Source organism: Labrys sp. (in: a-proteobacteria), from assembly GCF_047605565.1.
Classification (GTDB): Bacteria; Pseudomonadota; Alphaproteobacteria; order Rhizobiales; family Labraceae; genus Labrys; species Labrys neptuniae.
Genome location: NZ_JASGFM010000018.1, coordinates 90043 through 114341, shown reverse-complemented (window position 1 = coordinate 114341; position 24299 = coordinate 90043). Strand labels below are relative to the sequence as shown.

The following is a 24299-nucleotide window of genomic DNA, read 5'->3' as shown; positions in this document are numbered from 1 at the left end:
CGCAGGGCAGGGGACCCTACGCGCTTGCGCTCCTTCGCTCCAGGCGAAGGGCTGGCATATTCAAGATATTCAGGAAAAATGGTCGGAGCGAGAGGATTCGAACCTCCGACCCCTAGTCCCCCAGATTGATTATGGGGCTTTCCGCTTTTGGCACCGTGTTTCCCGATTTGTCAATAAACCCGTGTCACACAATGGTTTTCCGTGTTATCAAAATTCCTGTCGTTATCTGAAGTTTCCAAAATCGGTGACGACATGGTGACGACTTGGGGATTTGACTACCTTGGCCACAGTTTCGAAGACAACCGTTGAGCGCCTCATCGCCGGAGGTGCGCCCGGCCTCATCCGTGACGACAAGCTTCCGGGCTTCCAGGCCCGGCTGAACAAAGACGGCACCGTGTCCTACGCCTTGGAATACCGGGCAGGCCGGGGGAGAGCCTTTCCCGTGCGCCGCGTTGTCATTGGCAAGCACGGTGTTGACGGCATGACCCCTGACAAGGCGCGCCGGGCAGCGGAGGACCTCCGGGGGCAGGTCCGCGACGTTCGCAGCGACATGGAGCGGCGGGACCCCTTGGCGGCCCGGAAAGCCGAGGCCAAGAAATTGGCATTCGAGCGTGAGAGCCCCACCGTGCGGGAGATAGGCGAGCGCTATATTGCGGAAGTCGTGAAGCCGACCAAGAAGGCAGCGACCGCTGCGCTGTATGAGATCTATCTCAACAAGCACATTGCTCCCCGCGATACGGAGGGCAAGCCGACCAAGACCGGCATCGGGCACCTTAAGGCGAAAGACCTGACCAAGGCGGAGGTGGAAAAACTCCATAGACGAATTGGGTCGAAGCAGACCGTCACCGCCAACCGGGTCATTGTGATGTTGTCGGGCGTGCTTAATTGGGCGGCGTCGGTGGGCGCCATCCCGGCCGGGGCAAACCCGGCCCGGGCCATCAAGCGTTTCAGTGAGACCGCGAAAGAGCGGTTCCTCTCTGCCCAGGAGATCGCCCAACTTGGTGACACCCTCCGACTTGCGGAAACGGACGGCCTGCCGTGGGAGCCGGACCCGGACAAGAAGGTCAAGCACGCCCCCAAGGAAAACCGGCGGGTGGTCATCGATCAATTCGCCATCGCTGCCGTTCGCCTCCTCATGTTGACGGGCTGCCGGCTCCGGGAGGTCCTTCACCTCAAGTGGGCTGAGGTCGATTTCGAGCGCGGAATGCTTTTCCTGGCGGACAGCAAGACGGGGAAGAAACCCGTTGTCTTGTCGGCCGCCGCCCTGGAGATCCTCGCCAACGTGCCAAAAATGGGCGTGTACGTCATCGCTTCGACGAGTGCCGGGCAGGAGGACGAGAGGCCCCGCGCTGACCTGCACAAACCTTGGCACAGGATTACCGATCACGCCGGGCTGGAGGGGCTCCGCATCCACGACTTGCGCCATACGTTTGCCGCGACGGGGGCAGGGGGCAGCTTGGGGCTGCCCGTCATCGGCCGGTTGCTTGGTCACCGGAACGTAGAGACCACGCAAAAGTATGCCCACCTTGCGGACAATCCGCTCCGCGTGGCCGCCGACCGGATTGCGGATGAGATCGCCGCGAAGATGAAAGGCCAATCTGCCGAGGTCATCCCTATGCCAACGCGGGGAGCCCGGTGATGGCCGGCAAGTCCGAGAAGCGAGAGCGGACCGATGATATCCAGCCGATGGCCGGAGCTGGCATGTTTGCGCCGGATCCTCCCGGCCTTGGGCGGGGTGCCCCCGCTTCCCTCAAAGCCTTCCTCGCTCGTCTCCAGGCGAGCGGGAGGCTCAAGGGGGAGGCGGAGGTGGGCATGATCTATGAGCGGGTCTGGCGGGCCTACAAGCGGGCAAGTCTCGCGCACCACCGCGCCTCAATCCGGCCTGCCTATCTTGGCGGCAAGCGCGAAAGCCTTCTCAATGGGAAGCCAGTGCCGGGCTATGCCGACTGGAAAGAGAAACTTGAGGCTGCCCGGAAGGCCGTGGCAGAGCTCCAGGCAGTTTCCGGCGCTTGTCGTCTTGCAGACCTCGCCACTTATGCGGCCGATGTGATCGGGCAGGAGGAGGGCGCTGCATCCGTCCTGGACGAAGTGGACCTTCTTGAGCGGACGATGGCGAGCCTTGGGCAGATGGCGGACACGTTGGAGGGGATCGCGCCCGCGTTCGAAACGCGGGGCCGGCCCGCCACTTTTGCACGCCGCCTTGCGGATGCATTGGCGCCAGTCTGGATGGAGGTGACGGGCGAGCGGCCAACCGTCACCAAGACCACAGCGAGCAGCCGAGGCGAGGGGGCTGGAGACTTCGCTGACTTTCTCCGCATTGCGGCGCAAATCACTGCGAGAGGCACGCCAAGCCGCACACTTGTGATGTCGGCTGCCGGCTCCGCCGGAGCGCCAAAAATGACCCGTTCCCGCACGTCCTCAAAAATCGTCATGAAATAACAGGGGCTTACGCTGGAAAAATAAACGCCAAAAAACCGCGTTTAATTTTGCATTATCCGGCGATTTCCTGATGCGCCACGGTCTTTCCATGAAGCTTCGACACGGGGTCGAAGCGAGTGGAGTGCCCCCATGCACGATGACCTCCTCAACACCGGCGCGCTTGCGGCTGAGAAGCACCTCTCGGTCAGCTACCTCAACAAACTCAGGCTCACGGGTGACGGCCCGCCCTTCCTCAAGATCGGGAAGAAGGTGCTTTACCGGCGGAGCGACGTGGAGCGCTGGTTTGCCAGCCGCGTGCGCACCTCGACGTCCGACCAGGGCAAGGGGAGGGCTGCCTGATGCCCTCTATCGCCAAGAAGATCCAAGGCGCCCTCAAGGCCACCGCCTCACCCACCATCGCCGCGCCGGACCTCGCGGAGGCCGGCCGGATTGCTCAATCGCTCTCGAAGGCCTGCGAGAGCCACCGCGCGATCCGCTCTAGGATGGAGGCGTCGGCCGGTTCCCTCTTTCTTCGCCAGCGCGAGGCAGCGAAGGCAGCGGAACAGCAGGCCTGCGCCGATGACGCCCGTTTCGCCAACGAGCACACACGGCGAGCCCGGGCCAAGGCCGAGGCTGACCTCGCGGAGGCAGAGGCAAAGCACCAGGCGCAGGCACCACTGGATCGGGCTGACCATGCCGAGGCCGCCTCGCTCTCTGGCGAGGCCCTCCGTCTTACAGACGCTGCCCGGCAGGCATTGGCCGACGCCGTCGCCCCAGTCCGCGAAGCTCTTGAGGCGGAGCTGACCGCGCTGGCCCAGCGGTACGCCTCCGCGTTTCGCCTCCATCAGACCATGCTTGGCGGCGACGTGCACCCGGGCACGGCGGTGCCGTTGCTCAATGGCTCCAAGCTCTTCATCTCCGACTGCGACCTATTGCCGGAGCACCGGGCGATCATCGGCGCTATCGAGCCCATCTCGCGCATCGTTGATCGTGGCAACCGCGTGGCCGACGAAGCCCGTCAGTCCGCCATGGCCGCCTGTGTCGGCCAGCCCCTCCGGGCTGCCGGCTAACCCGACACCCGCCGTCTCAGTGCCGGCGGGAGCGGCTGCCCTGGCGTCCAACGGGGCAGTCAGCCGCCACCCGAAGCGCTCCCGGGGGAGGCGGCAGGGCGGGGCGGGAAACCGCTCCGCCATTGATCCGATCCAGCAGCAACGCAGCAACAGACGAACCGGAGGGACATTCATGCCCACCATGCCCAGCGCTACCATTCTCACTTTCACGCCGAAGTATCGCCGGCCAGAGAGGACGCCCGTTTCACCGCCGCAGTTTCCCACCGACCCGGCGGAGATCGCGGCAATTCGAAACGGCTCCCGCAAGCACCTCAAGACGCTCCAATTCGAATTCTTCCGCCAACAATGGGCCGCCCTCTTCTATCGCGCGGCGACCCGGTGGGCAGACGATCCGGAGGACGCAATCTCCATGCTGCTCTTGGGTTCGACCCGGCCCGTCAACCTCCTCTCGCTTTGGCGGATGGCGGAAGCGTCAGCGAGCGACCCGGACGAAGAGACCTTCCTCATTGTGCTCCGTGGGATGGTCGCGAGCGGGGAAGTTCTGCGTTTCCAGTCACGCGACGATTGGCGCGATGACATTTACACGCTGCCACGCCGGCCGGTGAACGGCGGTACGCGGCCATCCCGATATCTCGCCCCAGGCGAAGAGCCGCCTGCCCACCTTCGTCCCGCGCCGCCGCCGTATTTCGAGACGGCCGAAGATGAGTGCACAGCCTTTGCGACCGCAGAGCGCCGCCGCATCCGTGAAGCGTTCGAGCGCAGCCAGGAGCCGGCACCCGGAGCCGCATAGCGCGGCCCCGGTCACCCCCGCAATCCCTCGAATAGGAAGCCCCGCCATGGCAACCTCCCAAAAAACGCCGGACGAAATTCTGGAAGCGATCCGCCAGCGCCGGTGGGCCGACAAGCGGCGTGAAGCGTCGGTTGAGCTGCCTGACGGCCATCGGTCGGTGAGGCTTGGCGGGGCCATCCTCGGCTATCGCCGCCATGGCAGTGGGCGGACCTTGCCCAAGGCACCGAAGATCCGGGACACCGGCGAGGGAAAGCCCATTCCGAAGGGGTTGCGCAGGGCGAAGCGTACCCGCTTGCAGCGGCTCCGGGATCTTGATCTTCTTATCGAGCACCTCCAGGGCGAGCCGAGGTGGACAACCGACGATTGGGAGCGCCCCGCTAGGTTCGCCGCCCACCATCTCGACCCGCAGCAAGACGAAGCCTTCTTCGGCTACATCAGCGCCCGGTTTCCGTTGCTGCCCGATGCCATGATCGGGCAGTTGCAGCGCGAAGCCGAGCGGCGGCCGATTTTGTGGAGCGCTGACAGGGCGGCAAAATATCTGGGGGTCACTTATGCCATCCGCACGGAGCTTGGGCTCCGGACGATAGGCGCCATCGGTGTCAACAGGACTGCACGCGCCAAGGCAGCCTATCAGCGTAAGAACGCCGGCCGGTGCACGCGGGCAGCAGCCGAGCGCCGCGCGAAGGGCACGCCGACCCGCGAGGAATGGACGCAAGGCAGCCTTCGTAGCCTCGCGCCGTGGGAATACCTAGGGCGCTCCAAACGCTGGTTTTTCTATCTGAGCTTGCCGCAGCGCGAGAGCGTCATTGCCTACGTTCTCGCCGCTGGTTGGAAGGGCCCGGGCAGCATGAAGCCGGTGGCCAAAGTGATGCAAAAAGAGGCCGCAAAAATTGCAGTGGGCGGGACACTGGGAGCGGAATTTGCACCAAACGTTTCCCCCCAAAATGCACCGGAAAAGCAGCTCCAGAAATTGCATTTTGCACCAAACGTTTCCCCCCCTACCCTTCCGAAGGAAGGGGGTAGCCTTCCCACAAGTGGTGCAAAATCTCTGGCCAGTGCCACGCCTGTTTTTTGCGCCGCAGGATTGGGAGGTGATGGCCAATTGCCTCAAACCTCTTCTGGACCCCCCGGAATAGAAAAAGGGGGTGGCCCGAGGCCGCCCCCTGTCGGTGTTGCTGGTGCCGTTGGCGCGGCCGGTAGCAAGTCCAAAGTCATTGCATCTCGGAATATGCGGCTTTCCCCGGAGGAAGTCACGCCGGTTCCTCTTGCACCGCCGGTGACGTCAGTGGGCGCGCCCGAGGGCGCCCCTGACGCTGTGGTTGCGGATGGGGATGGTGGTGAGGTTGAGGCCTTGCCGGCACCGCTCGATTTCACCGTGACCTTTCAGCACGCCGACACCCTTGGTGATTTCGTCATCGGGCAATGCCACCACGCGGAAACCGCTGCTGGCGACGACCTGGACGATGATGGCGATGACCTCACCATCGCCCGCGCCCCCTGCGACCTCACCGCGTCACCAGCGCCCCAGGGCGCGTCTGGTGACGGCCCGGAGGATGATTGGGACCAAAGAGACCTGTCCGCTTGCCTCGACCGTGACGGCTGTGGCGCGGACCTGGACGTCTCACTTTCCAACTGCGCCGCCCGTATTGGCCTAGACCAGGAGGATAGCACGTTGACGCTCAACGAATTGCACGGAGCCGCCCTCAACCTCCCCCGGCACCAGCGGCACCGGCTCTACCAGCTCCTCGACCTCCCGGCCGCTATGGATGACCTCTCCGCGTTGCTCATCCTGGCGCAGACCACGATGAGCGATGAGCAAGTCGTCACCATCCTGGCCAAGCGTGCCGCCAATCGTGTGGAGGGCCCAGCATGGCCCGCCGCAGCCCGTTGAAGCACTGCCCTTCCGATCCGATCACGACGCCCGTACCCGCTTCCACGCTCATCTTTGCCCGCGCCTTAGCGAGGCAGTTCGCTGCGAAGCTTGATCCGAAAATCCGAGCCGCCGTGCACGCCGATATCGAGGCACACGAGCGTGACCATTCATCCCCTGCGCCGGTGAAATAGTTCGCCGCCAACCGAGGAGCCGACCATGGCTGACCACGACACCCACCGACTTTTTCAAGACGCCGTTGCCCGCTTCAATCGCCTCACGGGCCAGCGAGCAGCTCCGGAGTTTCTCGCTGCCGTGCGGGAGACAGCCGCGCGGGAGGACCTGCCCGCCGGCTACGCGGAAGCTGTCACATGGACCTTCCAGGAGGCGCGCAAGCTTTGGCAGGAACGCATGGAGAGCGGAGCGGCAGCTCCGGACGAAGAGGCAGCCTTCGCCGCCCATGTCGCAAGCCAGTTCGTGAACGGGCGCTTTATTGGCTCCCCGGCTGCCCATACGGATCCGGCTCCGGCAGCGGCCAGCCTTCAACCTCCCGCGCCGGTAGAGACGAAGCCGGCCGCCCCCGCGCGGCCCGGCGCCTCCACGGTCATGTCCTCGGAAGCCGCCAAGGCCCTGGCCGCCATCGGCCGGACAGGCCGTGAGCCCGAGGCTCAGCAGCCTCACCCGACCGAAGCTGAGGCCGGCTGGAGCAACGCTATTGCTGGCATCGCCGCCCGTATGCCCGGCGCCAAGATCCCGGCCGATGGCCACGATGGGAAATCGGCGGACTATTTTCGTTCCAACATGGATGCTGCCCCGGCCGGCAATGTTGAAACGAAAATGCCCCAGCCCACGCCGTCCATGGTCCAGGCGGGATGGGACCGGGCCATCGCATCGGTCTCACCCACCGTCGCCTCCACCGAGCCTACCGCCGAGGGGCAGGCGGGCGGAGAGGGGCAGAAGATAGCCGAGGGGTGGGGCGCTGCCGTGCGTGCGCAGGCGGGCACCGTTGCCGAGGGCTACCACGGTAGCACCCCGAAGCAATAGGCCCGTCCTGGCAAGCGGGAGGGCCCGGGCGGGGCACCCCGAGGGGGTGTTTCACGGTTTCACGGGTCCTTCCGGAGGGGTCCCCCACCCCCAGCGGGACCGTGGCCCGCCGACTTTCCTCATATTTCCGCTGTGAATTATCGCCTTCCTATTCCCACAAGGACCATGTGAAAATGGCATCTACCGTCCCCGAAAACGTTACCGGTAAGGAGCTTGCTGCCCTTCTCGGCATCAGCGCCCGCCGCGTTCGCCAATTGGCCACGGCCGGCGTCATTCCCCACTCCGGCGGAAAGGGATTTCCGCTGGCCGAATGCATCCAGCGATTGCTCGACCATAGCCGGGAAGGTGCCGACACATCGCCCGCCGCCCGTGCGCGGGCGCGGTTCGCTGAGGCCAGAGCCCGCTCCGAAGAACTGCGCGTTGCGATGCAACAGAGGGATCTAGTTCCCGTGGACATGGTCATAGCCTTCATCTCCGGGGTAGGCGGCGACATCGTCCAGGAGCTGAACGGTCTCCCCCGCCGCATCTCCCGGGATCCCGGCGTCATGGCAAAGGCCAAAGTCGAGATCGACGCCGCCCGGAGCCGCATCGTGGAGCGGATCGAAAAGGCGCTCGCCAACGCCCGAAAGGAGTGCGCGTAGCCATGACCAGCAAGTCAAAACCCACCACCGCGCCGGAGTTGCCCAATCCGATGGAGGCGATGTGCCTTTGTGTGATTGAGCCGCTTTTGCTGCTTCCGTTTGAGTTATCCGCCAGCACGGAGGAGCGGCTCCGCATCGCGGAAATTGTAGACGCCAAGGCGGAGGAAATCTGCCTCAGGCTCATGGAGTTGGCCCTCGCCACGCAGGGCGACAGGCCTACCCCCAACGAAGTCAACTGACGGAGAGCACCAAATGACTACGCTTGTTTCAGAGCTCATCGCCCGTCTGCGTGACGGCGTTTCCGGCCCGGCCCGCACGGCCGGGAAGTCGCTCGACACCTTGGCCCAGAAGGGCAACCGGAGGGGAGGTTTCCTGGCTGGGATCAACCGGGGCGCCACGGAGGCGGCCGGATCTCTTGGCCTGCTAGGCGGGGTGGCCGGCGGGGCCCTCCTGGCAAAGAAGGGCTACACCGATGGCGCCGCATTTGACCGGCAGATGACCCGGATCGGGATCACGGCGGAGGCCACAGCCGCACAGGTGGCGGAGGCCCGAAAGCAGATCTTCGCCGTTGCTGATGATGTGGGCACTGGCGTAGGCGGCGTGGTGGAAGGCCTGGACGCCCTCACGGCGGCCGGCCGCAGCATGCCGGACGCCATGTCCTTCCTGCCGGCCGTGGCGCGCACGGCGCACGCCTCCGGCGCTGCCATCTCTGACATGGCGGCCAGCGCGGACGCGCTGGGGACCAACCTCAAGGTCCCGGCAGACCGGATGCAGGAGGCTTTTGATATCCTGGCAGCGGCCGGCAAGGCGGGAAAATTTGAGTTGAAAGACATGGCCAAGGAGCTCCCGGCTCTTGCGGCGGCCGGCAACGCCGTGGGCCTGTCCGGGATCGACGGGATCAGGCGTTTGGCCTCCTATGCTCAGATTGTGCGGAAGCAGACCGGCAGCTCCGGGGAGGCGGCGACGAACCTGTTGAACGTCTTCCAGAAAATGACCAGCCAGGAGACCGTCAACAAGTTCAAGAAGATGGGGATTAAGGATCTCCGGGGGCAGCTCGACAGCGCCCGGAAGTCCGGCAAGGACGTGATGGAGACCTTTTTGGACATCACGGAGAAGGCCACCGGGGGCGATCTCAGTAAGATCCCGTTGCTTTTTAACGACGCCCAAATGCAGGCCGGCATGCGCGCTCTCATCGGCCTGCGTGCAGAGCAGCGGAAGCTTTATAACGACCTTGGAAATGCCGGCGGCACAGTTGCGCGGGACCTGGACCGCGTGAACAAGGATGCACAGGCGGGCCTTGACCGGCTCTCCAATTCCTTCAATCAGAGCATGATCTCCCTCGGCGGGGCCATGGACAAGGCTGGCGTCACCATGGCGCTATCCAGCTTCACCAAGGACCTCAGCAGCTTTGCGGATGAAATCGACCGGATCCGGGACAATATCGAGAAGCTTGGAACGGTCTTCGGTGTGCTCCAGAGCGTCAAGGATAGCTTCCACCGGACGCCGGAGGCGAGGCTGGCCAGCGATGAGAAGGAGCTGGCCGCCGGGTCAGCCACCCTGACTAACGATGAGGCGCAAAGGAAATACAACGCTGCCGATGCCGAGGTTAAGCGTCTGGAGGAGCGTTACCGTGGCGACCCTATGACGGATACGGATGCTCGGATCTATGAGCAGAACAAAGCCAGACGTAGGGAGGCTCAAGCCACCCTCGATAAAGACCAGCAGAATTGGGACAGGGGCCGTGGGCAGGACTTGCGCGACAGCATCGCCAAGACCAAGGATGAGATTTTCAAGGCCGCCAACCCCGACTACCAGGAGGCCCGTCCCGCCGGCAACATGCGCAAGGAGGATTACAGGGGCGTCAACCGGTTCGGCCCGGATCTTCCTCCGCCTGTCCAGCTACCGGCAAGGCCCATGTCTATCACGCCGGCCACGGCCTACCCCTCTGCGGCGCCCAAGGTGGAGGCCTCCGGCGCTGACCAAGCGGCGCAAGCCGTGAAGGGCGTGGGAGATCAGATTACTGCCCTGGACGGGCGCTCCGCCACGGTTACCGTGCGGCCGGAAGGCATGGCGGGAGTGATTTCCGACCTGGATGCCATCATTGCCAAGATCGCCACGATCAACAACAGCACGGTCCGCACGCCCTCCGGCGGCAGCGGCTCCGGAGCCTATTCGGATCGGGGTATTGGCCACTGATGACCCCCGATGAGCCCCCGGCTTGGCGGAAGATCCTCGTATTGAAGGCAAGGATCCGGCGGGCCAACGTGGAGATTGCCGAGGAGCGGGGAAGGCACAAACATGCCGTTGCCCGCCTCTACACTCGAATAGCAAAGGCCGCAGCGGAGCTTGCCACCCTCCAGGGCGATGGCACTCAAGAGGATCCGGCTCCCGCCGGAGCGGATCCCACCGCACCGACCGGCCATTGACCTCTGCGCGGCTGGGCTCCACCCTCCAGGCTCTCGACCTCCTCCCTCGGGTGGCGCCCGCTCCTTGTACCCCGACAATGAAGGCGCCACCCATTTTCTCGCCAGCCCCGCCAGGACGCCCGCAGGGAATGGCGGGCTCCATTGCCCGCCGATCCCCATGGAGCCGATCCTGCAAAGCGAGCGGGCCGGGAAACCGGCATTGGCGCGAGTTGGATGAGCCGGAGCGCGCGAAGCTCCTGGAGGAGAGGGTTGCAGTTGAGGGAAGCGAAAGCGGCCAAAGTTGCGAACTTTGGACCACCTAAAAGTGATTTGAAAATTTACAACCGTCAACTATATCAAGGGCATGGATTTTCATGTGGACAAAGAAAAGGCGGTTGAGGCGCTCGTCTATATCGCGAGGGAATTTCCGCGCGTTGGGCGCTTCCACGCCTCGAAAATCCTGTATTTTGCTGAACGCAAGCATCTTCGCGAGTATGGGCGCCCCATCGTGGGCGACCGGTACATTGCCATGGAAAATGGGCCGGTACCCTCATTTGCTTATGATGTTTTGCGTGGCACCGTGGTTCCAGATGATCGCGAACTTGTAATAGGGGCGCTTCGGCAGAACGACCGTTTTCGGCACCCGGCTTATGAGGCCGAGCGGGAGCCTGATTTGGATGTTTTCAGTGCCACCGATATTGAGTGTCTCAACTGGGCTATTGAACATTGCCGTTTGAAAACCTTTGGCGCGATCTCCGATGAGACCCATACCCACGTGGCATGGGATCGAGCACGTTTGAATGGCCCCATGAGCTTCGATGACTTCATGGACGGCGCGGATCCTGACGTGGTTGAGGATGCCGAGGAGTTCGCGTCCTATGGGGTCTTGTAAGCTCGGTCACGTCTACATCGTCCGAACCATCTTAACCGATCCCCCGAAAGAGAAGTTTGCCGTTTGTGTTGATGCAGAGCACGATTTTTTTGTGTGGATCAATACTAATCCTCGCAGGCATGGAAACGATCAATTCCACTTGCCCGCTGGATGCCATACGCTAGTCCGGCATGATAGCTACCTGGATTTGTCGAAGCTGGTCGTCCACCAGACGTTCGAACTTGAGGAAGCTCAAGAGTTCCCCTCGCTTTCCCAGGAACTGTATCGGCAGATAATTGCCGTAATCGATCTGGGATTGAGGGGCATGTCTCCCCGGCACGCCCGGCTAATAGCGGACAACCTTCGTGGCTTATTGGACTAAGCGACCCGTAACCGTTGCCCGGAAGTTGGGCCTTGCGGATAATCAGGTTGCCCTGCTTTGCGCCGCGCGGGAGACGTCACCAGCCGAACAGATCCGCGTGTTGCGGGAGCGGGCGCCCAAGCGCCCCGCGATGCCAGAGGAGGAAGGCGCCGTGACCCGTCATGAGGCTAAGGAAGCCGTGTCGGCCCTCACGGACCGCTGGAAGATCGGCATGGCCGCCACGGATGAGGATCTCCACCCGCAAGTCAGGGAAGCGCTCTATGAGGCCAGCCCGCTCGCCCGTGTGCTCATAGACTGGTATCGCCTGACCAGGGAGGAGCAAGACGCTGCCCTCCACCTCATCGGAGCCGGGCGCCTGTAGCGCTCCGGCTTGCCGGAGAGCGCCCTCCAGGCTCCGGAGGTGGTTTGGTAGCTCACCGGCCTCCTTGCCGATCCTGGAAAGCGAGACGCCCCCAATGACCAAGCGCCCAAGCCAGCAACGACAGGCTAAATGCTACGCCTCCGCTTCAGAAGCCACGATTGCAGCCTCTATGCCGAATAGCATGGCGTTCCAAAGTTTTTCAGCGTTTCCACGGTCGTAATCGACGCGCAACTTGAATTCTGTTCTATGGCCTTCAACAATCAATCGAGCCTGTGTGACTACTTCCATCGCCAAATCGATCAGATTGAACATGTCATTATATTTAGGAAGGGCGTTCGGATCCTTATCAAACAGCCTGTGTGCCAAGCGTTTTGTCCGAAACTCCCGGATCCTCCCAAGTGCAGCTTCTAGAGGGGCTCCTTGTGTCTGTACGCGGCCAACGGACTTCTGAATAAAATCAATCGCAGTTTCGCAGGCCTGCACATTTGTTGACGCCGTTTGGACGAACGGAGCGGACCATTTGGAAGCTTGTGCTTTGAACTCTGCGCGGACACCGGCGAGGTCCAAGAGGGCGGCGAGAACGGGAATTGAAGCCTTGTCCTGCCCCTTGAGCGGTCTGTCCTTCGTAAAATCAAAGAGGCGCGCTACCGTCAACGCAAGGTCCATTGCGAGGGCATTCATCATCATATTGTAGGCCTCAGCGCCTTGGAAAACGCGGTCTTTCAGAGCTGGCGGCAAAATCCGGTTCGCAGCTTCCATTGTCTCCCGAAGCGCAATCGCTCTTTCGGTTTCAAGGGCCAATATCTCCGTGATTGCCTTGACGCGACGTGTTGCTTCGACGGTATCCATGACGGCCTCAGTTCCGGTGGATGGGAGCACTATCCGCGCGCTCCCGGCGCGCTGCAATCGGGGGAGTGGGGGCCTCCAGGGGTTTCCCCAGCCGGCGGACCGCCCAAATCGTCACCCGTGACGACATGGTGACGACTTGGAGCGCAAACAACAAAGCCACCCGGAGGGGTGGCTTTTGTTTTCTCTGCGATTTCAGAGAGTTGAATGGTCGGAGCGAGAGGATTTGAACCTCCGACCCCTAGTCCCCCAGACTAGTGCGCTAACCGGGCTGCGCTACGCTCCGACGCTCATTGAGCGTGGGCTGAATAGGGTTTTTCGCTCTGATGCGCAAGCCCCGATTTCAGTTTCTCGTCATATGAGAGACATGAAATGCACAGGCCTGGCAGGCGGAAGCGCGCGCACCAGAAATATGAGGAAGAATTTCCCGCTATCTATGAATGCTCCGGCTGCCGCCATAGATTGCGGGAGGGGATCGCCTCTGGCGTGGAACGAACGTTTCCCGCGCTGCGTTTATACCGCGCTGGATTCGATCGAGGAGCGTGTGATGAGACAATGGGTTATTGCCGCTTATGCAGCAGCCATGGGCCTTGCTTCAGCGGGCCTTGCTGCTGCACCTGCTGCCGCCATGCCGTTGACGCCTGCGGCTGGCGCAGAAAATCCCTTGTTGCAAACGGTGGCGGATGGCTGCCCGCGTAACTATTATCGCAGCTATGGACGCTGTGTCCCCAACAGTCGAGGGTATCGGGGGCCGCGTTACGGCGACGCGCCGCGATATTATGTGCGTCCCTATTATGACAGTCCGGGCTACTTCGATGGCCCCGGCTATTACGATGGCCCGCGCTATTGGGCTGCTCCGCGCCGCTGCCCGCCCGGCAGGTATCCGGGTTTGTACGGCCGCTGCGTGTCCGGCTGGTGATCTCGGTTCGACAGGCCATCCGTAAGATCGTCCGCAGATGGACTTCCCCGGCGTGAGAGCACGGGTTTTCCTTGAAGCGGATGTCCCTGGTGGCCCCCAAAAAACCGGCAAGGACAGACCTTGCCGGGTTCGGTGAGACGGTGAAATCTCGTGCCGCCTGCTGGCTCGATGGGGCAGGTGGCTCAATAGGCCGGATGACAGGCGGCGCCACGGGGGCCGAGGCGCGTGCCCGGCGGACAGACGCGACCATAGCCGCTGCGATTAGCCGGGACCGACCCGCGGCGATAGACCGGTGGGCGGCCGTAATTGGGGGCAGGACGATAGGCCGGGGCAGGGCGGATACCGTAATTATTGGGTACGCAGCGACCCCAACGGTTGGGCGCATAGCCACGTCCACAACCATAGGCAACATTCTCGACGAGGCCGCTATCCGCACCGACGGCAGGGTTGGCCGGCATCGCCGAGGCACCGCTCGAGAAACCCGCAAAACCGATCGTGGCCAGGGCGGCCGCGAGAATCAATTTCTTCATCAAATGCTCCTGTCGTTCATTCGCCCGGCGGGCGCGCGAATCTGCGGCTCACCATTGGACCATGGTCGCAAACGTTTCCTTAACGGAAGCTGTACCGCGCAGACCGCTGCCGTTCAGCTTGGGCGGTCGGGTCTCGCCTCGGACATGGCCTGGCCGAACAGGATGATGCAGGGGCCGTCGAGCTGATTGGTGGCAAAAACGCCGGCCATTTCACCGATCGTGGTGTGAAAGCGGCGCTCGCGCACGTGGGTGGCATATTCCACGATGATGGCCGGCGTATCGACGGCCATGCCGGCCTCGAGCAGGCGCGTGGCGACCTCGGCGACGACAAGCTTGCCCATATAGATGGCGGTGGTGGCGGCCGGGTCGGCAAGCGACTTCCAATCGAGATCGTCCGGCAGCTTGCCGTTCTTGGCATGGGCAGTGATGTATTGCAGGCGTCGGGCATGGTCCCGATGGGTGAGGGAGACTTCAAGGCTCGCGGCAGCGCCGGACGCTGCGGTGATGCCAGGAATGACCTCGACGGCGACGCCAGCCGCGCGGCAGGCTGCGATTTCCTCGCCGGCCCGTCCGAATATCAAGGGGTCGCCGCCTTTCAGCCGTACCACGCGCTTGCCGTCCCTGGCCAGGGAGACCATGAGCGCATTGATATCGTCCTGCTTGCAGGACGGGCGATGCCCGCGCTTGCCGGTGATGATGCGCTCAGCCTCGCGGCGAGCGAAATCGAGCACTTCCTGCGAGACCAGGTCGTCGTGCAGGATGACATCCGCCGATTGCAGGGCGCGCACCGCTTTCAAGGTCAGCAGTTCCGGATCTCCAGGGCCTGCTCCCACCAGGGCGACACTGCCCAGTGCCGGATTTCTTTCCTGCTGTTCGATGCCGGCCAATAGGTCGGCGCGTTCGGCTTCGCCTGGCGTGCGGTCGGGATGCCGGAAGGCCGCATTGACGAAACGCTCCCAGATCGTCCTGCGGGCCTGCAGGGAGAGATCCCGCGCCTGCACCAGAGGGCGCCAGTTGCGGGCGGCCTCCGCCCATTTCTGGAAACCCGTTGGCAGCAGCATCTCGATTCGGCTGCGGATTGCCTGGGCGAAGACGGGAACGGCGCCGTCGGTCGAAATGCCCACCACCAGCGGCGAGCGATTGACCACCGCACCGAACTGAAAATCGCAGAAGGCCGGCCGGTCGACGATGTTTACCGGCGTTCCCACCCGGCGCGCGGCGGCGGCAAGGTCGGCGGCCTGCTCGTCGCCCTCGACGTCCGCGACGACGAGGGCGATGCCATCGAGGTCGGCTTCGTGCCAGGAGCGGGCGAGGTGGCGGACACTCGCGTCGTCGCGGGCGCATAACTGCGCCAGGGCATCGTTCGCTTCAGGTGCCGCGATGCGAACTTCGGCGCCGGTTGACGCCAGAAGCTCGGCCTTCCACAAAGCCGCCTGGCTCGCGCCGATGACAAGCACGGGTTTGCCGGTCAGGCGATAGAATACCGGCAATACCGCCAGCGGCGCGATGCGCGCGGGTTGCGAGACAGGGCTACGGCTCATCGATCTACAGGCTCAACGTGCTCAATACAGTCTGGGAGGCGCTGATAACTGCCGGCCTTCGCCTCAGTTCTGCCGCACGTCACACAGCCGTCAAAGGCTAAAGTAAATCGGTCGGGCAGACAATGCGAAGCGAAGCGGAGTTTGAGATCCGGCAGGTTCCTCCTGACCAAAACCGCCGTTCGATCCGGAGAAGTCTCTTTCGGAAAACCCGATTCCTCTCTGTGGCGCTGTCGCCATTGCGACGGAGGTTCGACCTATCCGACATTGTCACGCGGTTGTCATGGCAAGCCCGCATGATGCAACATGCCGTTACGCAAACGTCAGTGAAAAAAGGCGAGGCTCTCGCGAGCCTCGCCTTATTCTAGACCTCGTCCTAACCCATCTTCCTGAGACTTCCTTCACGCATCTTTGTGCTGTTTGAAGTGTCAGGACGGCTGCTCGACAACGGTTTGTTCACCGGCGGCGCCTGCGGGCTTCCTCCCAAGACTTGGACCCTGACTTCCTTCTACTCATCGCTGAGTTCGGATGCCCTGTCGTTGACGGGACGGACGCTAGACGAAGTTTTTTTGCTTGTCACGTCTTTGTGCAGCGATCGGCACAAAATTAATATCTTTGCTTAAAATTTGTGCGCGTCATTTCGCTAGGCTGCGCTGTTCGTGGGCAGGTTGATGAGCAGGCAGGTTGTATCGCACGGGGCATGTCGGGCGCGAAAACCGCCAAATAATGGCGCTTTTGCTGGTCTTACCCTTGTGTTTTTGCGAGGGATCGGGTCAAGCTGGCACGGACTGGCGATCGGAAGCGATTTGCCGGAGAGGCGTGCCGAGGTTTCGATCAGGCGCGCCTTTTTATCCTGAATCGCGATTTCGCCACATGTGTTACCCGGCGCAGCCAAGGTTCGCCGGCAGCTTGGAGAAGGTCTGTCCTATGCGTTTGAGCCGTTATTTCCTGCCTATTCTGCGCGAGACGCCGAAGGAAGCAGAAATTGTTTCCCATCGTCTGATGCTGCGTGCAGGCATGATCCGTCAGGAAGCGGCTGGAATCTACGCATTGCTGCCACTCGGCCTGCGCGTGGTGAACAAGATCAATACGATCATCCGCGAAGAACAGAATCGCGCCGGCGCCATCGAACTGCTGATGCCGACCATCCAATCGGCCGACCTGTGGCGCGAAAGCGGGCGCTATGACGATTACGGCAAGGAGATGCTGCGCATCAAGGACCGCCAGGAGCGGGAGATGCTCTACGGGCCGACCAATGAGGAGATGATCACCGAGATCTTCCGCGCCTATGTACGCAGCTACAAGGATCTGCCGCTCAACCTCTACCATATACAATGGAAATTCCGGGACGAGATCCGTCCCCGCTTCGGCCTGATGCGCGGGCGTGAATTCCTGATGAAGGACGCCTATTCCTTCGACCTCGACCAGGCCGGTGCGCAGCATTCCTACAACAAGATGTTCGTGGCCTATCTGCGCACCTTCGCGCGGCTCGGCCTGACGGCCATCCCCATGGTGGCCGACACCGGCCCGATCGGCGGCAATCTCAGCCATGAGTTCATCATCCTGGCCTCGACCGGGGAGAGCGAAGTGTTCTGCCATCGTGACTATTTGTCGATGGCGCCGCCTTCCGCCGGCACGGATTTCGACGACAAGGCCGGGCTGCAGGCGATCGTCGACCAGTGGACCTCGCTCTATGCGGCAACCGAGGAGAAGCACGACAAGGCTGCCTTCGACGCCCTGCCGGCCGACAAGCAGGTTTCGGCGCGCGGCATCGAGGTCGGGCATATCTTCTATTTCGGCACGAAATATTCGACGCCGATGAAGGCCGTCGTCGCCGGTCCGGACGGCTCCCTCATCCCCGTGCATGGCGGCTCCTACGGCATCGGGCCGACCCGCGTGGCCGGTGCGGCAATCGAGGCGAGCCATGACGAAGCCGGCATCATCTGGCCGGAGGCAATCGCGCCGTTCAAGGTCGGCCTGATCAACCTCAAGCCGGGAGACAGCGCGGTGGATGCAGCCTGCGGCGATCTCTACCTCCAGCTCGGCGCCAAGGGCGTCGATGTGCTGCTCGACGATACCGATGAGAGGCCCGGCGGCAAATTCGCCAAGATGGATCTGATCGGCCTGCCCTGGCAGATCATCGTCGGTCCCAAGAGCCTGGCGGAAGGCAAGGTCGAGGTGAAGAACCGCCGCACAGGCGAACGCCAGTTGCTGACGCCATCGGACGCACTCGTGCTGGTGAGCTGATCCTGTTTTGCCGTGGCCTGCCGGCCGGTATTATCGACGCCGCGAATGCCCAGGGTATTCGCGGCGTTTTTTCTTCTTATCAAGAAATCGACGTATTTACTTGAATTATAAAACTTAATCTCGATGTGTTTGTTGTGGCTGGGGTGGCTTTGCCGTGATTGGAGCGTCAAAAAAGCCGTGGCAAAGCGAGACATCGCTGAATTTTTGCCGTGCAAACGCCGCGATTCTCGCGGAGTAAGGGGCCTCGCGCCCCACCTGGAATGTCATGAACGCGTCTGCTTCAGCCACGACATCGTCGGAACCGACCGGAACGCCGCCCTTCTCCGCCTTCGAGTGGATGGTGGCGCTGCGCTATCTCATGCCGCACCGCAAGGGGGGGGTGGCTTCGCTGATTGCCGTCCTGTCCTTTCTCAGCTTCCTTATCGGCGTCGCTGCCCTCATCATCGTGATGTCGGTGATGAACGGCTTTCGCGTCGAACTGCAGTCCAAGATCCTCGGATTCAACGGCCATATCGTCGTCTCTCCCTATGAGACGCCGTTGACCGACTATGACGCGGTCACCAGTCGCATCGCCAAGGTGCCTGGTGTGACCCTGGCGGTCCCCTTCGTGGAAGGCCAGGTGCTGGTATCGTCGCCCTTCTCGGCGAGCGGCGCCCTGGTGCGCGGCATGAAGCTCGATGATCTCAAGCGCCTGCCCGGCCTTGCCAACAATATCAAGGACGGCACGCTGGACAATTTCGACCAGGGGCAGGGCGTGGTGATCGGTGCCAAACTGGCATCCTCGCTCGGGTTGCAGATCGGCGACGGCATCACTCTGATCTCGCCCAAGGGCGACCAGACCGCCTTTGGCACCACGCCGCGCATGAAGGTCTATCCGGTGGTCGCCACCTTCGAGGTCGGCATGTCCGATATCGACAGCGGCTTCGTGATCATGCCGCTGCAGGAATCGCAGGCTTATTTCAATCGCGACGGCGATACGACGGCGATCGAGGTCTATATCGAGGACCCTGACCACGTGCAGTCGGAGAGCGAGGCGATCAAGACGGCGGCCGGACGTCCCGTCTCGCTGGTCGACTGGCGCCAGCGCAATTCGGCCTTCTTCACGGCGCTCCAGGTCGAGCGCAACGTCATGTTCATGATCCTGCTGATTCTGGTGATCATGGCGGCGCTCGGGGTCGTTTCGAGCATGGTGATGCTGGTGCAGTCCAAGCAGACCGATATCGCCATCATGCGGACCATGGGCGCGACGCGTGGGGCGATGCTACGCATCTTCTTCATCACCGGCATGGCTATCGGTTTGCTCGGTACGATATTCGGCCTGCTGCTGGGGCTGCTGGTGTGCCGCTATATCGAGAACATCCAGGAGTTCATTTCCTGGCTATCCAACACGCAATTGTTCGCGTCCGAGATCTATTTCCTCTCGCGCCTGCCAGCCAAGACCGATCCGACAGAGGTGACCGTGGTGGTCATCACCACCTTGGTCCTGTGCTTCCTGGCCACGCTCTATCCCGCCTGGCGAGCTGCCAAGCTCGACCCGGTGGAAGCGTTGAGAGGAGGCTGAGCCATGAGCATGTCGGGTGAAATTCCGGCCCTCGAACTGCGAGGCGTCGAGCGCAGCTACCAGCAAGGCCCCACGGAACTGCATATTCTGCGGGGCGTCGACCTCGTGGTGATGCCGGGGCAGTCGGTGGCGCTGATCGCGCCCTCCGGGGCAGGCAAGTCGACGCTGCTCCACACGGCCGGCCTGCTCGAGAGACCGGATGGCGGCGACGTGCTGATCTCCGGCTATTCAACCGCCGATCTGAACGATACGGGACGAACCCGCCTGCGCCGCAATTCGATCGGCTTCGTCTATCAGTTCCACCATCTCCAGCCGGAGTTCTCGGCCTTGGAGAATGTGATCCTGCCGCAGATGATCCGCGGCCTCTCGCGCCGAGAGGCGCGCCAGCGGGGCGAGGAGTTGCTGACCTTCCTCGGCCTTGGCCAGCGCTTCGGTCACCGGCCGAACGAATTATCGGGCGGTGAGCAGCAGCGAGTTGCCATCGCCCGTGCCGTCGCCAATGCGCCGCATCTCATCCTGGCCGACGAGCCGACCGGCAATCTGGATCCCGGTACGGCAGACCATGTCTTCGGCACGCTGACGGCGCTGGTACGCGCGTCCGGCCTGGCGGCCCTGATCGCGACCCATAATCTCGATCTGGCGGCGCGCATGGACCGTCGCGTTACCCTGCGCGACGGTCATATCGTCGAACTCGACTGACGATTGTGACAGCGGGAGCCCCGGTGCCACGGCAGCCTCGCGGTATGGTAAACGCTACCGAGGCAAAGCCAGGCGCAGCGCAGGCGTCTCCTTAAGTCTCTGAATAATCATGAGAATGTAGCGTTTCCAGTACTCTGGACGGAGACAGGCTGCGCCATGCGGGCGGAACATAAGAGCGACATAAGATGGCGGTTCGACGACGCCGTGCTTGACTCGGAACAAAACGTGAACAAGATGTCCTTATCGAAGAGAGGAGAACATCATGCTTACGCGTTTCGCCGAAGATTTCGCCGCCATTGCTTCGATGAGCCTGTTCCTGGTCATGCTCGCCATGTGGACGAGCTTCCTGAGCGGTGTTTAAGCCAGATTTGTCCACACTTGTCCACAGGCTCTCAACAAGCAGCGGTGGCGAAGATGTGACGCCGATGTGGCGATCGCCGGCCCGAGTACAAAGTCGGCTTTGGTGTCAGGCCGGATTGCCATACACCAAGGTTAGGGGCAGGCCGCGAGTCGCGCTGCCCGCCAGCGCGGAGCGGAGGTGTCATGGCGGAGGGAAAGGTGAACGGTCCGGGATTCGTGCATTTGAATGTCCGTTCGGCCTATTCCTTGCTCGAGGGGGCGATGAAGGTCCCTAAACTCGCCGATCTCGCCAAGGCCGACGGCATGCCGGCCCTCGCATTGACGGACACCAATAATCTGTTCGGAGCGTTGGAGTTTTCCGAAAAGCTGGCGGGCAGCGGCATCCAACCGATCATGGGCATCTCGCTGGCGATCAATTTTGCCGACCGCGAGGATGCCTCGGACCGGCGTCCTCTGCATCAGCGGCGCTTGCCGCGCATGATCCTGCTGGCCCAGAGCGAAGCGGGCTACGGCCATCTGATGGCACTGTCCTCCCATTGCTACATGGATCCCGCCAGCGGCGAGGAAGCCCATATCTCGATCGGGCGCCTGGCCGAATTCCAGGAAGGCCTGATCGCGCTGACCGGCGGTCCCGCCGGCCCGCTGGACATGGCCCTGCGCGAGGGGCTCGATGATCTCGCGCGAACCCGGCTGCAGCGTCTGCAGGCGATGTTCGCCGATCGGCTCTATGTCGAAGTGCAGCGCCATGACAGCGCGGAGGAGCAGCAGGTCGAGGCACCGCTTCTGGAGCTTGCCTATGCCGCCGAGGTGCCGCTGGTCGCGACGAACGAGGTCTATTTCGCCGCGCGCGCCGACAACGAACCGCATGATGCGTTGCTTGCCATCGCCGAGGGTCGCATCCTCGCAGAGACGGACCGGCGGCGAATGACGCCGAACCATTACTTCAAGAGCCGTTCGGAAATGATATCCTTGTTCAAGGATATCCCAGAGGCAATTGAGAATACAATCGAAATTGCCAAACGTTGTGCCTTTCGCGTACGCACGCGAAAGCCGATCCTGCCGCGCTTTTCCACGGGCCTCGACGAGACGGGGGCCCCTGTCGACGAGGCCGTCGAGCTGCGCCGCCAGGCCGAGGATGGCCTCAGGGCCAGGCTGGCCGCGCATGGTCCGGCTCCTGGCCATACTGAAGAGAGCTATGCCAAGCGGCTTGAGTTCGAGCTTTCGATCATCGAGCGCATGAAGTTTCCCGGCTACTTCCTGATCGTGTCGGACTTCATCAAGCATGCCAAGGCGAAGGGCATCCCAGTCGGTCCGGGGCGCGGATCCGGCGCTGGCTCCCTGGTTGCCTACGCCCTTACCATCACCGATCTCGATCCACTCCGCTTCAGCCTGCTGTTCGAGCGCTTCCTCAATCCCGAACGTATCTCGATGCCGGACTTCGACATCGACTTCTGCCAGGAGCGGCGTGACGAGGTCATCCGCTATGTGCAGGAGAAATACGGGGAGGATCGCGTCGCCCAGATCATCACCTTCGGTTCCCTCCAGGCGCGCGGCGTGCTGCGCGACGTCGGGCGCACGCTGGAGATGGGATATGGCCAGGTCGACAAGCTGTGCAAGCTTGTGCCGCAGAACCCGGCCAATCCGGTCACCTTGGCCAAGGCGATCGAGGACGAGCCGAAACTGCGCGAATCCGCCAAGGACGATCCCACCGTCGAGCGCCTGCTCAGCATCGCCCAGAAGCTCGAAGGGCTCTATCGCCACGCCTCGACCCATGCCGCCGGCGTGGTGATCGGGGATCGTCCGCTGGTGGAGCTGGTGCCGCTCTATCACGATCCCAAGACCTCGATGCCGATGCCGGCCACCCAGTTCAACATGAAATGGGTGGAGCAGGCGGGCCTGGTGAAGTTCGACTTCCTCGGTCTCAAGACGCTCACCGTGCTCGAGCGCGCTTTGATGTTCCTCAAGCAGCGCGGCATCGTTCTCGACCTTGCCGCCCTGCCGCTCGACGACAGGAAGAGCTATGAAATGCTCGGCCGCGGCGAGACGGTGGGCGTGTTCCAGGTGGAAAGTGCGGGCATGCGCAAGGCATTGCTCGACATGAATGCCGACCGTTTCGAGGACATCATCGCGCTGGTGGCGCTCTACCGCCCGGGCCCGATGGCCAATATTCCAGTCTACAATGCCCGAAAGAAGGGGTTGGAAGAGCCGGACTACATGCTCGACCAGCTCAAGCCTGCCCTGGAAGAGACCTATGGCGTCATCATCTACCAGGAACAGGTGATGCAGATCGCGCAGATCCTCTCCGGCTACACGCTGGGCGAGGCCGACATGCTGCGCCGCGCCATGGGCAAGAAGATCAAGGCGGAGATGGACGCCCAGCGTGCGCGCTTCGTCAAGGGCGCGGTCGAAGGGGGCATTCAGAAGGCCAAGGCCGACGAGATCTTCGATTATCTCGCCAAATTCGCCGATTACGGCTTCAACAAGAGCCATGCGGCAGCCTATGCGCTGGTCTCCTACCAGACCGCCTACTTGAAGGCGAATTATCCGGTCGAGTTCATGGCGGCCTCGATGTCGCTGGATATGTCGAACACCGACAAGCTCGCCGAATTCCGTCTGGAGGCGCGTCGGCTGGGCATCAAGGTCGAGGCGCCTTCCATCAACCGTTCGGGACCGGACTTCGAGGTCCATGACGGCGCGATCCGCTATGCGCTCGGCGCGGTCAAGGGCGTCGGCCTCGCGGCGATGGAGCGCCTGGTCGAGATCCGCGGTGACCAGCCCTTCTTCGACCTTGGCGACTTCGCCCGGCGTATCGATCCCAAGGCCATCAACAAGCGCATTCTCGAAAACCTGGCGGCGGCGGGAGCCTTCGACGAATTCGACCGTGACAGGGCTCGCGTCACCGCCTCCATCGATGCCATCATGGCCCAGGCGCAACGCTCCCACGCCGAGAAGAGCGACGGGCAGGCCGATATGTTTGGTTCTGCTTCGACCCCGGAGCCGCTCAAGGGGACGGTCGTAGAACCCTGGGAACCCGCCGACCGTCTGCAGCGCGAGTTCGACGCGATCGGTTTCTTCCTTTCAGGCCATCCGCTCGATGCCTATGCCACGGCCCTGGAGCGCCTGCAGGTGCCGTCCTGGGCGCAGTTCACCCAGAAGGTGAAGCAGGGCGCCACGGCAGGGCGCCTGGCAGCGACCGTGCTGTCGCGCTCCGAGCGCAAGACCCGAACCGGTTCCAAGATGGGCGTGATCATGCTCTCCGATGCCTCGGGCCAGTTCGAGGCGGTGCTCTTCTCCGAAGGCCTGGCGCAATATCGCGACCTGCTCGAGCCGGGCACGGCTGTGCTGGTCGGCGTGCAGGCCGCACATGAAGGCGATGACGTCCGCATCCGCATCGTGACGGCCGAGAGGCTCGACAACGCCACCGCCAAGACCCAGCGCGGCATCAAGGTCTTCCTGCAGGGCGAGCAGGCGCTCGAATCCGTTGCCAAGCGGCTGGGCCAGCGCGGGGAGGGGGAGGTCTTCCTGATTCTCCAGCTCGATGGCGGCATGCGTGAAGTCGAGCTGAAGCTGCCCGGCAAGTTCATGGTGACCCCCCAGGTCGCAGGCGCGATCAAGGCGATACCGGGCGTGGCGACCGTCATGCAGATGTAAGGCTGCATGGCGGTTCGCCGCGCGGTCCGTGCATGGCCATGGTTTCGAAGGGCACAGATCGGCAAAGCACATGGGTGCTAGCCTGTCCGGGACAAC

General features: G+C 62.7%; 19 protein-coding genes and 1 tRNA gene. 16 read left to right on the top strand and 4 right to left on the bottom strand.

Annotated features, from left to right (window positions below; all coding sequences use genetic code 11):
* Nucleotides 1-280 precede the first annotated feature (280 nt).
* From QM672_RS17410 to QM672_RS17355, 12 genes are all read left to right on the top strand, one after another.
* Nucleotides 281-1639 (top strand): tyrosine-type recombinase/integrase, encoded by a 1359-nt coding sequence (locus QM672_RS17410; protein ID WP_415084057.1) that lies wholly within the window; start codon nt 281-283, stop codon nt 1637-1639.
* A complete protein-coding gene (locus QM672_RS17405; RefSeq protein ID WP_415084055.1) occupies nt 1639-2439 on the top strand; it encodes a hypothetical protein in 801 nt (266 codons plus the stop codon). The genes QM672_RS17410 and QM672_RS17405 overlap by 1 nt, the downstream gene beginning before the upstream one ends.
* A 129-nt stretch (nt 2440-2568) precedes the next feature.
* Complete coding sequence (locus QM672_RS17400; protein WP_415084053.1) at nt 2569-2778, top strand: helix-turn-helix transcriptional regulator; 210 nt, start codon at nt 2569-2571, stop codon at nt 2776-2778.
* Entirely contained in the window at nt 2778-3488 is a 711-nt protein-coding gene (locus QM672_RS17395; RefSeq protein WP_415084051.1) for a hypothetical protein, read from the top strand. Before QM672_RS17400 ends, QM672_RS17395 begins: the two co-directional genes overlap by 1 nt.
* 172 nt (nt 3489-3660) lie before the next feature.
* Entirely contained in the window at nt 3661-4278 is a 618-nt protein-coding gene (locus tag QM672_RS17390; protein WP_415084049.1) for a hypothetical protein, read from the top strand.
* 46 nt (nt 4279-4324) lie between these two features.
* Nucleotides 4325-6169, top strand: coding sequence for a hypothetical protein (locus QM672_RS17385; protein ID WP_415084047.1), 1845 nt, complete (start codon nt 4325-4327; stop codon nt 6167-6169).
* A gap of 198 nt (nt 6170-6367) precedes the next feature.
* Entirely contained in the window at nt 6368-7192 is an 825-nt protein-coding gene (locus QM672_RS17380) for a hypothetical protein (protein WP_415084045.1), read from the top strand.
* A gap of 173 nt (nt 7193-7365) precedes the next feature.
* Complete coding sequence (locus QM672_RS17375; protein WP_415084043.1) at nt 7366-7833, top strand: hypothetical protein; 468 nt, start codon at nt 7366-7368, stop codon at nt 7831-7833.
* A gap of 2 nt (nt 7834-7835) precedes the next feature.
* Nucleotides 7836-8072: a hypothetical protein gene (locus tag QM672_RS17370; protein ID WP_415084041.1), complete on the top strand. Its 237-nt coding sequence runs from the start codon at nt 7836-7838 to the stop codon at nt 8070-8072.
* Between the two features lie 13 nt (nt 8073-8085).
* Nucleotides 8086-10029 (top strand): phage tail tape measure protein, encoded by a 1944-nt coding sequence (locus QM672_RS17365; protein ID WP_415084039.1) that lies wholly within the window; start codon nt 8086-8088, stop codon nt 10027-10029.
* Nucleotides 10030-10614: 585 nt separating this feature from the next.
* Nucleotides 10615-11130, top strand: coding sequence for a Panacea domain-containing protein (locus QM672_RS17360; protein ID WP_415084037.1), 516 nt, complete (start codon nt 10615-10617; stop codon nt 11128-11130).
* A 512-nt stretch (nt 11131-11642) separates the two neighbouring features.
* A complete protein-coding gene (locus tag QM672_RS17355) occupies nt 11643-11852 on the top strand; it encodes a hypothetical protein (protein ID WP_415084035.1) in 210 nt (69 codons plus the stop codon).
* A gap of 132 nt (nt 11853-11984) precedes the next feature.
* Here the strand turns inward: QM672_RS17355 and QM672_RS17350 are convergent, their stop codons facing one another.
* From QM672_RS17350 to cysG, 4 genes are all read right to left on the bottom strand, one after another.
* Entirely contained in the window at nt 11985-12701 is a 717-nt protein-coding gene (locus QM672_RS17350) for a hypothetical protein (RefSeq protein WP_415084033.1), read from the bottom strand.
* Nucleotides 12702-12906: 205 nt separating this feature from the next.
* Nucleotides 12907-12984: transfer RNA gene (locus tag QM672_RS17345), tRNA-Pro, on the bottom strand.
* 815 nt (nt 12985-13799) lie between these two features.
* A complete protein-coding gene (locus tag QM672_RS17340; protein WP_415084031.1) occupies nt 13800-14147 on the bottom strand; it encodes a GCG_CRPN prefix-to-repeats domain-containing protein in 348 nt (115 codons plus the stop codon).
* 113 nt (nt 14148-14260) lie between these two features.
* Nucleotides 14261-15688 carry a siroheme synthase CysG gene (cysG, locus tag QM672_RS17335; RefSeq protein WP_415084029.1) on the bottom strand — a complete coding sequence of 476 codons (1428 nt, stop codon included), beginning with the start codon at nt 15686-15688 and terminating at the stop codon, nt 14261-14263.
* A gap of 924 nt (nt 15689-16612) precedes the next feature.
* On the opposite strand from cysG, the gene proS reads away from it, so the two are divergent.
* From proS to dnaE, 4 genes are all read left to right on the top strand, one after another.
* Nucleotides 16613-17932: a proline--tRNA ligase gene (gene proS / locus QM672_RS17330; RefSeq protein WP_311935053.1), complete on the top strand. Its 1320-nt coding sequence runs from the start codon at nt 16613-16615 to the stop codon at nt 17930-17932.
* A gap of 265 nt (nt 17933-18197) precedes the next feature.
* On the top strand, nt 18198-19493 hold the full coding sequence (locus QM672_RS17325) for a lipoprotein-releasing ABC transporter permease subunit (RefSeq protein WP_311935051.1): 1296 nt from the start codon (nt 18198-18200) through the stop codon (nt 19491-19493).
* Between the two features lie 3 nt (nt 19494-19496).
* Entirely contained in the window at nt 19497-20192 is a 696-nt protein-coding gene (locus QM672_RS17320) for an ABC transporter ATP-binding protein (RefSeq protein ID WP_311935049.1), read from the top strand.
* 543 nt (nt 20193-20735) lie between these two features.
* Nucleotides 20736-24203 carry a DNA polymerase III subunit alpha gene (dnaE, locus tag QM672_RS17315; protein WP_415084026.1) on the top strand — a complete coding sequence of 1156 codons (3468 nt, stop codon included), beginning with the start codon at nt 20736-20738 and terminating at the stop codon, nt 24201-24203.
* The last annotated feature ends 96 nt before the right edge of the window (nt 24204-24299 follow it).

Coding starts and splice junctions, on each gene's coding strand:
- QM672_RS17370 (WP_415084041.1), top strand. CDS start 7,836: ATGACCAGCAAGTCAAAACCCACCACCGCGCCGGAGTTGCCCAATCCG.
- QM672_RS17340 (WP_415084031.1), bottom strand. CDS start 14,147: ATGAAGAAATTGATTCTCGCGGCCGCCCTGGCCACGATCGGTTTTGCG.
- cysG (WP_415084029.1), bottom strand. CDS start 15,688: ATGAGCCGTAGCCCTGTCTCGCAACCCGCGCGCATCGCGCCGCTGGCG.
- QM672_RS17390 (WP_415084049.1), top strand. CDS start 3,661: ATGCCCACCATGCCCAGCGCTACCATTCTCACTTTCACGCCGAAGTAT.
- QM672_RS17375 (WP_415084043.1), top strand. CDS start 7,366: ATGGCATCTACCGTCCCCGAAAACGTTACCGGTAAGGAGCTTGCTGCC.
- QM672_RS17325 (WP_311935051.1), top strand. CDS start 18,198: ATGAACGCGTCTGCTTCAGCCACGACATCGTCGGAACCGACCGGAACG.
- proS (WP_311935053.1), top strand. CDS start 16,613: ATGCGTTTGAGCCGTTATTTCCTGCCTATTCTGCGCGAGACGCCGAAG.
- QM672_RS17380 (WP_415084045.1), top strand. CDS start 6,368: ATGGCTGACCACGACACCCACCGACTTTTTCAAGACGCCGTTGCCCGC.
- QM672_RS17400 (WP_415084053.1), top strand. CDS start 2,569: ATGCACGATGACCTCCTCAACACCGGCGCGCTTGCGGCTGAGAAGCAC.
- QM672_RS17395 (WP_415084051.1), top strand. CDS start 2,778: ATGCCCTCTATCGCCAAGAAGATCCAAGGCGCCCTCAAGGCCACCGCC.
- QM672_RS17320 (WP_311935049.1), top strand. CDS start 19,497: ATGAGCATGTCGGGTGAAATTCCGGCCCTCGAACTGCGAGGCGTCGAG.
- QM672_RS17365 (WP_415084039.1), top strand. CDS start 8,086: ATGACTACGCTTGTTTCAGAGCTCATCGCCCGTCTGCGTGACGGCGTT.
- dnaE (WP_415084026.1), top strand. CDS start 20,736: ATGGCGGAGGGAAAGGTGAACGGTCCGGGATTCGTGCATTTGAATGTC.
- QM672_RS17405 (WP_415084055.1), top strand. CDS start 1,639: ATGGCCGGCAAGTCCGAGAAGCGAGAGCGGACCGATGATATCCAGCCG.
- QM672_RS17350 (WP_415084033.1), bottom strand. CDS start 12,701: ATGGATACCGTCGAAGCAACACGTCGCGTCAAGGCAATCACGGAGATA.
- QM672_RS17385 (WP_415084047.1), top strand. CDS start 4,325: ATGGCAACCTCCCAAAAAACGCCGGACGAAATTCTGGAAGCGATCCGC.